Consider the following 14,440-nt stretch of genomic DNA (forward strand, 5'->3'; position numbering starts at 1 on the left):
GATGGCGTCCGGTTTTCCGAGCAGCTTCGAGGTGCACGTCCTGCTCGATGACGCACCGCATTATCCCGGTTCCATCCATGACGACGTGGTGGCGCGGGCGCGTGGCTACAAGGCCGCGCTGATCCCGGGGGCCTTCGTCTATGGCCATATGAGCCGGGCGGCTATCAACGCCTGGGGCGTCGACTGGGTCGAGCGCGGCGCCATGTCGGCTAGGTTTCGCAAGCCGGTCTACAACCATGATGACATCACCGTGAGTGCTGCCGTACTGGAGGATGATGGCGTTTTTCTGCGCAGTGCCATCAGTGTGCGCAATGGCGATGACGAGGAAGTAGCCACGGGCTGGGTTGCGCTGCCGCACCAGCCGGTGGAGGCCTCCGATGTCTCGGCCCTGCAGCTGCTCCCCATGCCCGAACTCCCTCCCCCAGTTGCGGCAGGGGCATTGCCCGTCGGGGCGCCGCTGCACGGGCGCGACCGGGTGCTGACCGCGGAAGACTATCGGGCGTCGCTATCGGCTTTCGCCGAGCAGCATCCCCTCTATTCCCAGCACGGTTTCGTGCATTCCGGCATGCTGATGCGCACCGGGATGGGCGACGTGAACGGGGGATGGAAGTTTCCGGCAGCCGTGGTGCTGGTGGAAACCGAAGCCCAGCATTTCCGGCCGGTTTATCCGGGCCAGACCATCCGCACCGCCGGCACCATTGCCCAGACCTATGAGCGCAAGGGCAAGCATTACTTCGTATCCGACGAGGTGCTGCTGGCCGATGGCCTTCCCGCCGCGCGCTTCAAGAGGACCCAGATCTATGGATAGCGACTGGGCCAGCTCGGTCACTGACCTGACCGCGTCCTACACGACGACGGTAAGGGCGGAGGATATTGCGCTGTTCGCCGAGTTGAGCGGCGATGATTACGCGGCCCATACCGATCCGCAGCTGATGGCGTCGTCGCCCTTCGGGGGCATCATCGCTCATGGTGCGCTACTGGTGGGCTATATGTCGGCGGCCGGCACCAAAGCGATCCGGGTAGCGCAATTGCAGGGCAACCAAACCACACCCGTCGCCCTTGGATATGAGCGCATGCGCTTTGTTGCGCCCGTGTTCCCCGGTGACGTCGTCAGCGTAGCCTATACCGTCAAAAGCATCGATGCGGCGCGCCATCGCTCGCTCGCCGACATCGTCATCACCAACCAATCGGGCGCCACTGTCGCTGTCGCCGAACACATTATGAAATGGCTGCCAAATACCACCGTCTAGTCGGGAATTCGCCCTTGCATCCGGATGCATTCGATGCAAGGTTTAGTCGCCGGTGACAGGTTGACGCCAGAAACAACCGACCGGCCTGCAGGGAGACAATCAATGCGAGAACGCTTGCCGCGCATGGCTGCGCCATGGGTCGGTCTGTCATGAATGAGCGAGCCCCCATCGAGCGCCGTGAGGCGTTTCGCTGGTTCACCAACGTCACCTTGCGCTGGAACGACATCGACATCTTCGGGCACGTCAATAATGCCCGCTACTACGAGTTTTTCGACACGACAGTCCTGGGTTTCCTGCACACCAGCGATCTGGGGATCGGCACGGAGAAGGCGGCCATGGTGGTCGCCGAGAATGGCTGTCGCTTCCACCGCGAGATCGTCTTTGCCGACGGGCTCGAGATGGGGTTGCGGGTGGAGCGGATTGGCACATCGTCCGTGCGTTACGGGCTGGCGGCCTTCGTCAATGGCGGCCTGGAAGCGTCGGCCTCCGGTCATTTCGTGCATGTCTTTGTCGACCCGCAGACCAGACGGCCAGTGCCGTTTTCGACCCCGGTGCGCGAGCACCTGCAAACCATTCTTGCTGCGGCCTGAGGAGGGCTGACCAATGGCCAAAGCATCTGTCATCAAATCTGTCGATGCCTTCCAGGTTACCTGGAATCCCAATGACCCACCGGGGCGGCGCAGCGCTATCGTCCGTGTGACCACCGAGGAGGGTATTGTCGGCTATGGCGAGGCCTCGCCCATGTTCGGCGGCGAGCATTCGCTGTGGGTGCTGCGCGACGCCGCCGAAACCCTGATTGGTGCGGACGTGCTCGACCATGCGGTGATCTACGACCGGTTGCTGCACCGCTATATCAAGCTGGGGCCGGAGGGCGCCGTAACGGGCGCTCTGGCCGCGCTCGACATCGCCTTGTGGGATATCAAGGGCAAGCTCTTCGACCTGCCGATCTACAAGCTGCTCGGCGGTGCCTGGCGCACCGAAGTGCCCTTCTATGCCTCGATTGGCGGCAATGCCAATCGCAGCGTCGACGACACGGTTCGTGTAGTGGAAAAGCGCTGGCTGGCCGAAAAGCCGGCCGCGATCAAAATCCGCTGGGACGGCGATCGGACGCGACAGGATTTCGATGTCCCGGGCGATATCGCCAAGGCCAGGGCCGTGCGCAAGCTGGTGGGTGAGGATTTCCCGCTCGCCTTTGACGCCAACAATCAATATTCGGTCGGCGGCGCCATTCGCGTCGGCCGTGCGCTTGAGGAACTGGGCTATATCTGGTTCGAGGAACCGGTGCAGCACTATGACGTCCGCGCCATGGGTGAGGTCGCCCAGCGGCTCGACATCACCGTGTCCGCCGCCGAGCAGACCTATACTACCCAGGCGCTGGTGGACATCATCAATGCCGGTGTGCGCATGGTGCAGCCCGATATCGTCAAGATGGGCGGCATCACCGGGCTGATGCAGTGCGCCGCCATCGCCTATGCCCATGGTGTGGAACTGGTGCCGCACCAGACCCAGCCGACCATCGGCCATATGGCGAACCTGCATGTCCTGGCCACCATCATGCATCTGACCAAGCCCGCCGAGTTTGCCGATCCGGACAGCCGAATGCACCCCGCATTCCGCAACCCGCCCAAGCCGGTGGATGGCAAATTCCAGATACCCGCCGGCCCGGGCCTCGGGCTCGAAATAATCGACAGTGAACTTGAACAAAGACGCGTCCGTTAAGGCGCCGACTACCCCTGAGGAAACCAGCATGACTTTGAATCGTCGCCACTTCATCGAGTTGGCCGCAGCATCCACTGCCGTGACCGCCTTCAGCGCGTCGGCGGCGCGCGCCCAGAGCGATGGCACGATCCGCATCGGCATTGCTGCCAACAATCCGCGCCACTCCGACCCCAACCAAACGACCCAGGGGCCAGACAACTGGGCCGTCGAGCAGATGTATGAGCAATTGGTGCGTCCCGAGGATGGGCGGTTTGCGCTGACCCCGGAAGACTATCTGCCGGTACTCGCGACCGAGTGGAGCGTTTCGGAAGACGCCAAGACCTGGACCTTCAAGCTGCGCGAAGGCGTGCAATTCCACCGCGGCTATGGGGAGATGACTGCCGAGGATGCCGCCTTCACCTTTCTCAAAGCCAAGGAATTCGGCACGTCGCGCGTGATCTTTGCCAATATCGCCGACGCGGTAGCGACGGGCCCCTATGAACTCGTCATTACCCTGCTTGCGCCAGACGTGAACTTCCTCGGCACGACGGTCTTTTCGCTCAACGCCAATATCATCTCCAAGAAGGCCTATGAGGAAATCGGCGTCGAGGCGTTCACCACCGACGCGGTTGCCACCGGCCCCTATGAACTGGTGCGCTTCGATGCCGAAAGCGGGCTCTACCTGCAGCGCTTTGCTGATTACTGGGGCGAGCCAGCCAAGGTCGCCAATATCGAATGCCTCTACATTGCCGATACGACCGCCCGCACCCTGGCGCTGGTCTCTGGTCAGGTCGACATGATCGAAGCCGTGCGGGCGCCTGGCTGGATCGACTCCATCCTGCAACGTGATCCGACCCTGATCGTCGACATGACGGTGCCCGGCTCGTTCAACACGCTGCATGTCAACCTCAACCGCGCGCCTTTCGACAATCTGCTGGTGCGCCAGGCGCTGATGCATGCCATTGACCGTCCCACCGTTGCTCAGGCTCTGGCGCCCATGGGCGGCCTGCTGGTCGGGCTGCAGCCGGACTTTTTCCCGCCCAACCTCACGACCGGGGAACTGCCCGAAGAGCTGCGCTACCCCTATGATCCCGAACGGTCGCGAGCTTTGCTGGCCGAAGCCGGTTTCCCCGATGGCGTGAGCTTTGATGCGCTGTGCAGCCAGCGCGAGGACTATTCCTCGACCATGCTGATCGTGCAGGAGCTGATCCGTCCGGCCGGGTTCAACATGAACCTGATCATCGGCGATCACACCGCCTACCATGCCGACAACCGCTCGGACAAAAACACGCTGGCCATGCATGCCTCAAGCTATCCGCCCATCCCCTCGCAGCTGTACATCCAGCAGCTCTATTCCAAGGCCGAGGTGAAGGCCGACGGCTCGGGCGGCGGCAATTACAGCCACTATGGTGTGGCCATCCCTGGCGTCGATGACCTCATCGAGCAGGCGCTCAGCGCCACTAACTATGACACCTATCTTCAATTGTGCCGCGACATCGAACTGCAGGTCCTGCGTGATCTGCCGCTGATCGGTCTGTCGACACTGTCCTACACCATGGTGCGCAATCCGCGTCTCGACCTCGGCTACGAGGTCCAGAGCGGCTACGCACGATGGAGACTGAACCGCGCCACCAAGGCGTAAGGGTGGCGGCGCCTGGTGGAGGCCAGGCGTCGTCTCAACTGGGAGGAGGATCCCCAAATGGCACTGAACAGACGCAACTTCATGGAGCTGGCAGCCGCAACGACGGCCCTGTCGGCAATAAGCCTCAACACGGCAAGCGCGCAGGAGGGCGATACCCTGCGCATGGGTATCGCGGCGAACAATCCGCGCCACTCCGATCCGAACCTGACCACGCAGGGCTCGGACAACTGGGCCACCGAGCAGATGTATGAGCAATTGGTCCGTCCCGATGACGGCCGCTTTGCCCTGACCCCCGAAGAGTACCTGCCCACGCTGGCGACGGAATGGACGCAGTCCGACGATGCCAAAGTGTGGACTTTCAAGCTGCGCGAAGGGGTGCAGTTCCACCGCGACTATGGCGAAATGACCTCAGAGGATGTGGTGTTCTCCTACGAGCGCGCCATCGCCGAGGGCACCAACAAGACCATTCTGTCCAATATCGACAGCGTGGTGGCCAATGGTCCCTATGAGGTGACGATTACCCTCAAGCAGCCGGACGTGAACCTGCTGGGCACCTCGATCTTCAACAACAATACCTCGATCGTCTCCAAGAAGGCCTATGAGGAAATCGGCGCCGAAGCCTTCGCCACCGATGCCGTCGGCACCGGACCCTATCAGCTGGTCGAGTTCGACCCCGAATTCGGCACGCGCCTGACACGGCATGACGGCTATTGGGGCGAAAAGGCCAAAATCGCCAATGTCGAATGCGTCTATATTGCCGACACTACTGCACGGACGCTGGCTTTGCTTGCTGGCAATGTCGATATCATCGAAGCGGTGCGGGCGCCCGGCTGGATCGACTCGATCCTGCAGCGCGATCCGACCCTGATCATCGACATGACGGTGCCGGGCTCGTTCAACACGCTGCACATCAACCTGACGCGTGAGCCTTTCGACAACCTGCTTGTGCGCCAGGCGCTGATGCATGCCATTGATCGTCCGGCCGTGGCAGCGGCGCTCGCCCCCATGGGCGGCACGATGAATGGCCTGCAGCCGGACTTCTTCCCCGCCGGCTTTGCCACCGAAGACCTGCCGGAGGAGCTGCGTTACCCCTATGACCCGGAAAAGGCCCGCGCCCTGCTGGCCGAAGCGGGTTTCCCCGACGGCATCAGCTTTGACAGCAATTGCAGCCAGCGCGAGGACTATTCCTCCACCATGCTGATCGTGCAGGAGCAGTTGCGCGCCGCCGGGTTCAACATGAACCTGATCATCGGCGATCACACGGCCTATCACGCGGATAACCGCTCGGACAAAAACACCCTGGCGATGCATTCGTCGAGCTACCCGCCGATCCCCACGCAGATCTACTTCCAGCAGCTGGCGTCGGCGTCCGAGGTCAAGGCCGATGGTTCGGGCGGCGGCAATTACAGCCATTATGGCGTTGCCATGCCCGGTATCGATGATCTGTTGACCCAGGCGCTCACGGCCAGCGATTACGAGACTTATCTTGATCTATGCAAGCAGATCGAGCTGCAGGTGCTGCGTGATCTGCCGCTGATCGGGCTGTCAACGCTCGGCTTTACGGCCGTGCGGCGGGCCCAGATCGACCTCGGCTACGAGGTCCAGAGTGGCTATGCCCGCTGGCGTTTCCATCGCGCGACCAAAACGGTCTGATTTTTCCTGCATTCCGGGCCCCTTTTGTTGGGGGCCCGGTCGCTACAAGGCGGTACACGACAAATGGCCCGATATCTGCTGCTTCGCCTGGGCGATGCGATACCCACATTGTTGCTGGTGCTGACGCTGGTGTTTGTCGCCATGCGTATTCTGCCAGGCGATCCCGCCCTGGCGGCCCTTGGCGACGCCGCCCTGCCCGAGCAGTTGGCTGACTTCCGCGAGCGCATGGGCCTCAATGTGCCGCTCTGGCAGCAATATCTCAACTTCATGGGCGGGGTGCTGACGCTCGATCTTGGGCGTTCACTGCTGACCAATACGCCCGTGCTGACGCTTATTGCGCAGAACCTGCCCTATACGATCGAGCTGACCGCAGCGGCCATGCTGATGGGCATCGCTGCCGGCATTCCCATGGGCGTGGTGGCCGCGACCAACCGCAACAAGCTGCCCGATACCGGGGTGCGGCTGTTCTCGCTGATCGGCTATGCGATCCCCGATTTCTTCCTCGGCGCCATCCTGCTCATCGTGTTTTCGCTGAATATGGGCTGGTTCCCGATCAATGGCGCCGGCACTGACTTTGCCAGCCGTCTGCACCACATCTTCCTGCCGGCCCTGACCCTGGCTTTCGTCAAGGCGGCTTTTCTCGGTCGTCTCACCCGCACCAGCCTGCTCGAAGTGCTGGGCAAGGACTATGTCCGCACGGCGCGCGCCAAGGGCGCCAAGGAAAACCGGGTCATCTACCGCCACGGGTTGCGCAACGCCATGCTGCCCATTTCCACCGGCCTCGGACTGAGCCTGCTGTCGACGCTGTCGGGCTCGGTGGCGGTCGAACTGGTGTTCAACCGGCCGGGCATCGGGCGCCTCCTCATCGACGCCATCGCCCAGCGCGACTACGCCGTGATCCAGGGCGGCGTACTGGTCTTTGCGGTGTTCGTGGTGCTCATCAACCTGATGATGGACCTTGTCTATGTGATCGTCGATCCACGTGTGCGGGTGAGCTAAGATGTCAGTCATTACCGAAGAAACCCGCATCCTGCCGCCCGCCGAACCCGGCTTTTTCGACACGGTGCGCAAGATCCTGCTCGGGCGCCCCGAGACGGCCTTCGCCACCGCCATGATCGTCATCTTCGTGGCCGTGGCGGCGCTGGCGCCCTGGATAGCGCCCTATGACCCGCTGTCGCAATCGGTGCTCAAGATCAATCGCCTGCCCAGTCCCGAGAATTGGCTCGGCACCGACCAGTTCGGCCGCGACGTGTTGAGCCGACTGATCTATGGCTCGCGCAATTCACTGCTGTTCGGCTTCATTTCGCCGGTCCTGGCCGCCATTTTCGGCACCATGCTGGGAGTGATTGCCGGCTATTTCGGTGGCACGATCGACCGCTTGATTTCACGCCTGATCGATCTGCTGCTGGCCTTTCCCGAACTGCTGCTCGCCATTCTGATCGCCGCCGTCTTGGGTGGCGGATTCTGGAACATCATCGCGGTCATCACCGTCGCCTTCATTCCCGGCTTTGCCCGGGTGGCCCGGGCGCAGACGCTCTCGATCAAGCAGGAGCCGTTTGTCGAGGCGGCGATTGCTGTGGGCGTGCGCACCCCGGTCATCATCTTCCGGCATATCATCCCCAATATCATGGCGCCCATTGTCGCCCTGATGACGCTGTGGGTTGCCTCCGCCATCCGCATCGAGGCCTCACTCAGCTTTTTGGGCATCGGTACGCGGGCGCCCAATCCGAGCTGGGGCAATATCATCCGCGACGGGCTCAACAGCCTGTTCGGTTCGCCCTGGCCGATCATCGGCGCCGGTATCGCCATTACCCTTGTGGTGCTGTCTTTCAACCTGGTTGGCGACGCGGTGCGTGATGCACTCGATCCCTCAACCGCGCGCTAGGAGGACAGCATGGCTGCCATGAGCACTGTCACCGCCGAACACAAGCATGCCGAAGCCGCACCCGCCTCCGTCCTGTCGGTGCGCGACCTCAAGACCGCGTTCAACACCACCCGGGGCTGGGTGGAGATCGTCAAGGGCATCAGCTTTGACATCGGTGCCCGTGAAACCGTCGCCGTGGTGGGGGAGTCGGGGTCCGGCAAATCGGTCACCGCGCTCTCGATCATGCGCCTGCTCGATCCGGCCATGAGCCGCGTGGAGGGCTCGGTGAAGCTGGCCGGACGTGAACTGCTCCAGCTGACGCCCGGCGAGATGCGGACCATTCGTGGCCGCCAGATGGGCATGATCTTCCAGGAGGCCATGACCAGCCTCAATCCGCTGCAAACCATCGGCCAGCAGATCGCCGAGGTCCTGACCATTCATGGCCTGTATTCGGGACAGGCAGCCTATAAGGAGGCCGAACGGCTGCTCGAGCGGGTGCGTATTCCGGGCGCAGCCTCCCGGCTCAAGGACTTTCCGCATGCGCTGTCGGGTGGCATGCGGCAGCGTGTGATGATCGCCATGGCGCTGGCCTGCAAGCCGCAGTTGCTGATTGCCGACGAACCGACGACGGCGCTCGACGTGACCATCCAGGCCCAGATTCTGCAGCTCATCAAACAGCTGCAGCAGGAGGAAGGCATGGGCGTGCTGTTCATCACCCATGATATGGGCGTGGTCGCCGAGGTGGCGGACCGGACTGTGGTGATGCTGCAGGGCAAGGCGGTGGAATCCGACAGTACCGAGGTCATTTTCGCCAATGCGCAGAATCCCTATACGCGGGCACTGATCGCCGCGGTGCCCAAGCTGGGCGAAGGCAGCCAGAACGGACCGCAGCATTTCCCCATCCTCGATCGCGCCACTGGCCTGCTGTCGGCAGGGCGTGAGCGCCCCGACACGGTGCGCCAGGGTGGCGATCCGGTGCTGCGGGTGCGTGACCTGGTCAAGCGCTTCGATATTCCGGGCGGCCTGTTCAGCGGTCCGGCGGGCCGGGTGCACGCCGTCGAGAACGTCAGCTTTGATCTGCGCGCTGGGGAGACGCTGTCGCTGGTCGGGGAATCGGGCTGCGGCAAGTCGACGACCGGCCGCGCTATCATGCGCCTGATCGAACCGCAGAGCGGCGAGATCAGCATCGAAGGCACAGATATCAGGGCGCTGGACAAGGATCGCATGCGCGCCATGCGCAAGCATATCCAGATGATTTTCCAGGATCCCTATGCGAGCCTCAACCCGCGCATGAATATCGGCGACGCCATCGCCGAGCCGTTTCTCACGCACAAGATGGGCACCAAGGCCCAGGCGCGCGACAAGGCAATGGACCTGCTGGAACGGGTTGGCCTCAGCGCCGACATGGCAAGCCGCTACCCCTCCCAGTTCTCGGGCGGCCAGCGCCAGCGCATCTGCATTGCCCGGGCGCTGTCGCTTGAACCCAAGGTGATCGTTGCCGACGAAAGCGTCTCGGCGCTCGACGTGTCGATCAAGGCCCAGGTGGTCAACCTGATGATGGACCTGCAGGAGCAATTTGGCCTGGCCTACCTGTTCATCTCGCACGACATGGCCGTGGTCGAGCGCATCAGCCACCAGGTGGCCGTGATGTATCTCGGCGAGATTGTCGAGAAGGGGCCGGTAGCCGCCGTGTTCGGCAATCCGCAGCACCCCTATACCAAACGGCTGATGGCCGCTGTGCCGGTGCCCGATCCTGCCCGGCGCAAACAGGTGCGCCCGGTCAGCAATGACGAGATCAAGAGCACCATCCGTCCCGTCGACTTCATCTCGCCCGAGCGCCAGTATCGCGAGATTTCGCCGGGCCACACTGTGCAGGTCTGGGGTGACGACTGGAAGGTCTGACCCGCCCTGCCCTCGCCATTTGTTTCAAGAAGGACTGATCTCATGAGTTTCCAAGCCCTCGTCACCAACAAGAGCGATGACGGCCGTGTCGTCTCCAGTGTGGAGACACTGACGGATGACCGGCTGCCGGAGGGCAACGTGACCGTCGACGTGGAATGGGCGGGCCTCAACTACAAGGACGGGCTGTGCCTGACCGGCGCCGGTGGCCTGGTGCGCACCTATCCCCATGTCGCCGGCATCGACTTTGCCGGCACTGTCGCCGAGAGCCAGGACGATCGCTACAGCAAGGGCGACCAGGTGGTGCTCACCGGTTGGCGCGTCGGTGAAAGCCATTGGGGTGGCTATAGCCAGCGCGCCCGCGTCAATGCCGACTGGCTGGTGCCGCTACCCAAGGGGCTCAGCACCCGCGAAGCCATGATGGTTGGCACGGCTGGGCTGACCGCCATGCTGGCGATCAACCGCCTCGAGGCCGCCGGCCTGACGCCGCAAAGCGGCGAGGTGCTGGTGACCGGCGCGGCGGGCGGCGTGGGCACCATTGCGCTCTCGCTGCTAGGTGCGCTGGGCTACCAGTCGGTGGCGCTGTCGGGCCGGCCCGAGCATGCCGATCGCCTCAAGGCGCTGGGCGCCGGCACCGTGCTGGCCCGCGACGAATTTCTCGCCCAGCCCGACAAGCCGCTGGAATCGGCCCGCTGGGCCGCCGCCATCGACAGCGTTGGCGGCAATATACTGGGCAAGCTGCTCAAGCAGATCAAATATGGCGGCGGCGTCGCCGCCATCGGCAATGCGGCGGGCATCGAGCTCAACACCAATGTGCTGCCCTTCCTGCTGCGCGCGGTGACGCTGACCGGCATCGACAGCGTCATGCAGCCCTATGACGTACGCGTCGCCGCCTGGTTGCGCATCGCCAAGACCCTCGATCTGGGCGCCTATGCCGATCTGATCGAGGAAATCGGCCTTGAAGAGCTCCCGGAGGCGGCTGGCCGTATTCTGGCCGGCAAGGTCAATGGTCGCATTCTGGTGCGGACTCGCTAGACCGCATGGCGACGACCATCGTCCATCAGTACGGCGTGAGCCTAGCCGCGTCCGTCGCGGCCGGGATGCCGGCCGAAGTGGTCTTCCAGGCACTCGGCGCGACACCCGAGACGGCCTGGAATATCCCTGCAGAGGCGGAGGTGCTGCTGGTCAATCAAGCCAGCGGCGAGGTCGGGCTGCACAAGGACATGGCAGCGCCGCATGGCTGGCCGTTCAATCTTAAATGGGTGCATCTGCGTTCCACCGGCATCGACAAATATCCAAGGTGGATTTTCGACGTGCCTAAGGTCACCGTGACCCGGGGCGGCTATGCCGTGCCCATCGCCGAATATGTGCTGGCCGCCATGCTGAGCTTTGCCAAGATGATGCCCGACATCTGGGCAACATCGCCGGCCGACTGGCGCCAGCACAAACTGGACAGCCTGCAGCAGCGGACCCTGGGCATTATCGGCTTCGGCGAAATCGGCAAGGCCATTGCCCAGCGCTCTTTGCCCTTCGGCATGACGGTGCTCGGCACACGGCGTTCGGCCGGTCCGAGCGGCATCGAGGGCGTGGCCATCGTGCCGTTGACACAATTGCTGCCGCGCTCGGATCATATCGTGGTCTGCACGCCGCTGACGCCGGAAACCCGCGGCCTGCTGGACCGCGATGCGCTGGCCGCCATCAAGCCGGGCGCCCATCTGATCAATGTGGGGCGCGGCCCGGTGATCGACACCGAGGCGCTCCGCGACGCCCTCGACACGACGCTGGGGGGCGCCACGTTGGACGTCACCGATCCCGAGCCGCCGCCGGAGGGGCACTGGCTCTATGGGCATCCCAAGGTGCGGCTGTCGCCGCATATTTCGGGTAATTCGCCGGAGACGCGCGCGCGTATCAACGCCTTCTTTTTCGACAATCTGGAGCGCTATTGCCGAGGGCAGGAACTTCTGGGCCTGGTCGACAAGGCGATGCCTTACTGAGCTAGCTGGTTCGGGCGCTTGGCGCGACCCAATCCTGGGACGATTTCGGCGAGATCATCGTCTGCGACAGCTAGGACGAGATGCTGGTTCTGGCCGACCATATCGCCTGCGAGCATATGCAGATGCTGCGCATCATAGCGCGTCCGAAAGCAAGGCACGCCGACCCGATCCGACAAATGCTTGTGGCTGCTCGGCTCATGACGCAATGCCGACCACGAAAAGAGCTTGACCCTCCTGGGGACGAAACGCAGGGGAAGCGTAATTGGAGCTAGACCTCAATGCCCGGTTAAAGAAGCTGCCGCACCGCCGATGAGCTCGTGATGACGGGTCGTGGAGGTCAACAGGACGATAGTCTCCGTGCCATCGCAACGATGGCACGGAGGCACCAGAGATCACTCGGCTGCCGCGACGCGCTCCATGCCGGCGCCCGAGGGCAGGTCATACATGCCCTGGCTAAGGGTGTTCAGATGCCCGATCACCTCGTCGGACGGCATGACGTTGGCGTATTTGGCATGCATGTCACAGAGGTTGATGGCGTGGTTGGCCTGGGCGCGGTCAAAGCAGCCGTCCTCAACCACGGTGACGCGGTAGTTCAGCGAGAAGGCGTCGAGCACGGTGGCGCGGACGCAGCCCGACGTGGTGGTGCCGGTGACGATGACGTGTCGCAGCCCAGCAGTTGCAGATAGGAGACCAGCGGCGTCCCGGCAAAGCCCGAGGGCTTTTGCTTGCGGATGACGATGTCGCGCGGTCCGGGCTCGATTTCGGCGACGATGTCGTTGCCGTCCCGGCCATCGCTGGTCAGAATTGGCGCCGGGGCGAGAGCTTCGTCCTTGCGGCGCGCGCTCTTCCAGGCCCAGGAGCCGGCGTCCCACTTGTCGGCGCGCTGGGTGCCGGTGGTGTAGATCACCGGGATGCCCTTGCCGTGACAGGTATCGATGAGCTTTTCCAGCACCGGCATGGCTTCCCAGGCATATTCGCCGCAGGAGGTGCGCCACTTCTTGATACTTTCCAGGATCGGCGTCGGCTTCTCGTCGCAGAAGGCGTGGTTGACGTCGATCACCAGCAGAGCAGGACGCTTGCCCCATTCGGCCAGCGAGCCGAAGCCCGAAGAGGCGAACACCGCCTTGTCTTCTTCGCTCAGATACTTGTCCCAGATACGGTCCGTCATGATCAAAGGTCTCCTAGGTTCGCGGGGATGGGTGTGCTCGTGTGGGGTTGTGATCAGCAGGCGCCGGCCGCCGAGCACGAAGACGGCGCCGAAGGCAACGAGAAGCAGGGCGTTGATGAAGAGGCCGCCGTCGTAGCCGAGCTCGCTGACATCGACGATGGTGCCGATGGCCAGCGGACCAACGAGGTAACCGAAGTCGCCGGCAAAGCGCAGCACGCCCATGGCCGAGCCCTGCTGGCGGGCCGGGACGACATCGACCGCATAGGCGCCGATGGCGGGGCCGCCGATGCCGGTGGCCAGGCCAATGGCGATCATACCGGCGAACAGCATCGCTGCGCTGTCGGCCATGGCGATGCCGGTAAGGGCGGCAGCCGTGGCCAGCAGCGAGAAGGCGATGATGGTGGCGCGCGGCATCCGGTCGACGATATAGGCCGCGACCGGCAGGGCGACGAGATTGGCCACCGCCGACAGCGACATGGCGAGGCCGAGCTGTTCGGGACCGATGGCATAGCGCTGGTCGGCCAGTAGGGGGATCATCTGCCACTGCCCGGCAGTGCGGGTAAGGAAGAAGCCGAAATTGGCGAGCAGGACGCAGAGGAAGGGGAAGATCAGCAGCAGGCCGAGTGCGCCGCGCGATCCAGCCTGCTGCGGCTCGTCGCGTTGGATGGCGGTTTCCTTGAACAGGATCAGCGGCAGCAGGCCGGTGACGAGGCCGATCACGGCGGCAACCCAGAACGGCCCTGACAGGCCAAAGAGACTGGCGGCGAGCCCGCCGACGCTGGGGCCGAAGGCACCCCCGACCAGGGTTGCGCCCTGGAACATCGACATGACCTTGCCGCGGCTGCGGCGGTCGCTGTTCTGCGCCAGGTAGATCATGGCGGCGGTCATGAACAGGCCCGAACCGATGCCCTGCATGACACGTCCGGTCAGCAGCATGGCGTAGCTGGGCGCCAGGGCGCCGAGGACGGCACCGAGGGAGCAGAGCAGGAGGCCGAATCCGAGCAGCGGCCGGATGCCGACGCGTGAGGCAAAGTGGCCAGCCGGCAGGTCTGCGGCGAGGCGTCCGGCCGCGAAGACGGTGATCATCAAGCCGATCTGCCAGTCGGGGACGGCAAAGCTCTGGGCATAGATGGCCATGACCGGCGTCAGCATGCCGAACAGCATCATATGGCCGGCCACGGCCACCAGTGTTATTGGCAGGTATGGCATGGCCTTGAGGGTTTCACGCCAGGTGGCCGGATTGATCGGCAGGTCGCCAAAGAGCGCGTTCAT

At 63.5% G+C, this 14,440-nt stretch carries 11 protein-coding genes and 1 pseudogene; 11 read left to right on the forward strand and 1 reads right to left on the reverse strand.

Annotation, left to right across the window (positions count from 1 at the left end; genetic code table 11):
- Position 1: 1 nt before the first annotated feature.
- From AC4NN3_RS05250 to AC4NN3_RS05300, 11 genes are all read left to right on the forward strand, one after another.
- On the forward strand, positions 2-808 hold the full coding sequence (locus AC4NN3_RS05250) for a hypothetical protein (protein WP_491926033.1): 807 nt from the start codon (positions 2-4) through the stop codon (positions 806-808).
- On the forward strand, positions 801-1,250 hold the full coding sequence (locus AC4NN3_RS05255) for a MaoC family dehydratase (RefSeq protein WP_491926034.1): 450 nt from the start codon (positions 801-803) through the stop codon (positions 1,248-1,250). Before AC4NN3_RS05250 ends, AC4NN3_RS05255 begins: the two co-directional genes overlap by 8 nt.
- A gap of 149 nt (positions 1,251-1,399) precedes the next feature.
- Positions 1,400-1,840 carry an acyl-CoA thioesterase gene (locus tag AC4NN3_RS05260; protein WP_491926035.1) on the forward strand — a complete coding sequence of 147 codons (441 nt, stop codon included), beginning with the start codon at positions 1,400-1,402 and terminating at the stop codon, positions 1,838-1,840.
- 13 nt (positions 1,841-1,853) lie between these two features.
- A complete protein-coding gene (locus AC4NN3_RS05265) occupies positions 1,854-2,969 on the forward strand; it encodes a mandelate racemase/muconate lactonizing enzyme family protein (protein WP_491926036.1) in 1,116 nt (371 codons plus the stop codon).
- 28 nt (positions 2,970-2,997) lie between these two features.
- The gene (locus AC4NN3_RS05270) at positions 2,998-4,590 is read left to right on the forward strand and encodes an ABC transporter substrate-binding protein (RefSeq protein ID WP_491926037.1); all 1,593 of its coding nucleotides are present in this window, start codon (positions 2,998-3,000) and stop codon (positions 4,588-4,590) included.
- Positions 4,591-4,647: 57 nt separating this feature from the next.
- A complete protein-coding gene (locus tag AC4NN3_RS05275; protein ID WP_491926038.1) occupies positions 4,648-6,243 on the forward strand; it encodes an ABC transporter substrate-binding protein in 1,596 nt (531 codons plus the stop codon).
- 63 nt (positions 6,244-6,306) lie between these two features.
- Positions 6,307-7,242 carry an ABC transporter permease gene (locus AC4NN3_RS05280; protein ID WP_491926039.1) on the forward strand — a complete coding sequence of 312 codons (936 nt, stop codon included), beginning with the start codon at positions 6,307-6,309 and terminating at the stop codon, positions 7,240-7,242.
- A 1-nt stretch (position 7,243) separates the two neighbouring features.
- A complete protein-coding gene (locus AC4NN3_RS05285) occupies positions 7,244-8,128 on the forward strand; it encodes an ABC transporter permease (RefSeq protein WP_491926040.1) in 885 nt (294 codons plus the stop codon).
- Between the two features lie 9 nt (positions 8,129-8,137).
- Positions 8,138-10,009 (forward strand): ABC transporter ATP-binding protein, encoded by a 1,872-nt coding sequence (locus tag AC4NN3_RS05290; protein WP_491926041.1) that lies wholly within the window; start codon positions 8,138-8,140, stop codon positions 10,007-10,009.
- A 42-nt stretch (positions 10,010-10,051) separates the two neighbouring features.
- Positions 10,052-11,041, forward strand: a complete 990-nt coding sequence (locus tag AC4NN3_RS05295; protein WP_491926042.1) for an oxidoreductase — start codon at positions 10,052-10,054, stop codon at positions 11,039-11,041.
- A 5-nt stretch (positions 11,042-11,046) separates the two neighbouring features.
- The gene (locus AC4NN3_RS05300) at positions 11,047-12,000 is read left to right on the forward strand and encodes an NAD(P)-dependent oxidoreductase (RefSeq protein WP_491926043.1); all 954 of its coding nucleotides are present in this window, start codon (positions 11,047-11,049) and stop codon (positions 11,998-12,000) included.
- A 392-nt stretch (positions 12,001-12,392) separates the two neighbouring features.
- On the opposite strand, the pseudogene AC4NN3_RS05305 reads toward AC4NN3_RS05300, so the two are convergent.
- A pseudogene (locus AC4NN3_RS05305) lies at positions 12,393-14,440 on the reverse strand (MFS transporter).

The sequence above is a fragment of the Devosia sp. MDV22-iso42 genome, from assembly GCF_058629155.1.

What these genes read in the sequence shown, in the direction of transcription:
- AC4NN3_RS05260 (WP_491926035.1), top strand. Translation starts at nt 1,400, where the DNA reads ATGAATGAGCGAGCCCCCATCGAGCGCCGTGAGGCGTTTCGCTGGTTC.
- AC4NN3_RS05280 (WP_491926039.1), top strand. Translation starts at nt 6,307, where the DNA reads ATGGCCCGATATCTGCTGCTTCGCCTGGGCGATGCGATACCCACATTG.
- AC4NN3_RS05300 (WP_491926043.1), top strand. Translation starts at nt 11,047, where the DNA reads ATGGCGACGACCATCGTCCATCAGTACGGCGTGAGCCTAGCCGCGTCC.
- AC4NN3_RS05275 (WP_491926038.1), top strand. Translation starts at nt 4,648, where the DNA reads ATGGCACTGAACAGACGCAACTTCATGGAGCTGGCAGCCGCAACGACG.
- AC4NN3_RS05270 (WP_491926037.1), top strand. Translation starts at nt 2,998, where the DNA reads ATGACTTTGAATCGTCGCCACTTCATCGAGTTGGCCGCAGCATCCACT.
- AC4NN3_RS05265 (WP_491926036.1), top strand. Translation starts at nt 1,854, where the DNA reads ATGGCCAAAGCATCTGTCATCAAATCTGTCGATGCCTTCCAGGTTACC.
- AC4NN3_RS05255 (WP_491926034.1), top strand. Translation starts at nt 801, where the DNA reads ATGGATAGCGACTGGGCCAGCTCGGTCACTGACCTGACCGCGTCCTAC.
- AC4NN3_RS05285 (WP_491926040.1), top strand. Translation starts at nt 7,244, where the DNA reads ATGTCAGTCATTACCGAAGAAACCCGCATCCTGCCGCCCGCCGAACCC.
- AC4NN3_RS05295 (WP_491926042.1), top strand. Translation starts at nt 10,052, where the DNA reads ATGAGTTTCCAAGCCCTCGTCACCAACAAGAGCGATGACGGCCGTGTC.
- AC4NN3_RS05290 (WP_491926041.1), top strand. Translation starts at nt 8,138, where the DNA reads ATGGCTGCCATGAGCACTGTCACCGCCGAACACAAGCATGCCGAAGCC.
- AC4NN3_RS05250 (WP_491926033.1), top strand. Translation starts at nt 2, where the DNA reads ATGGCGTCCGGTTTTCCGAGCAGCTTCGAGGTGCACGTCCTGCTCGAT.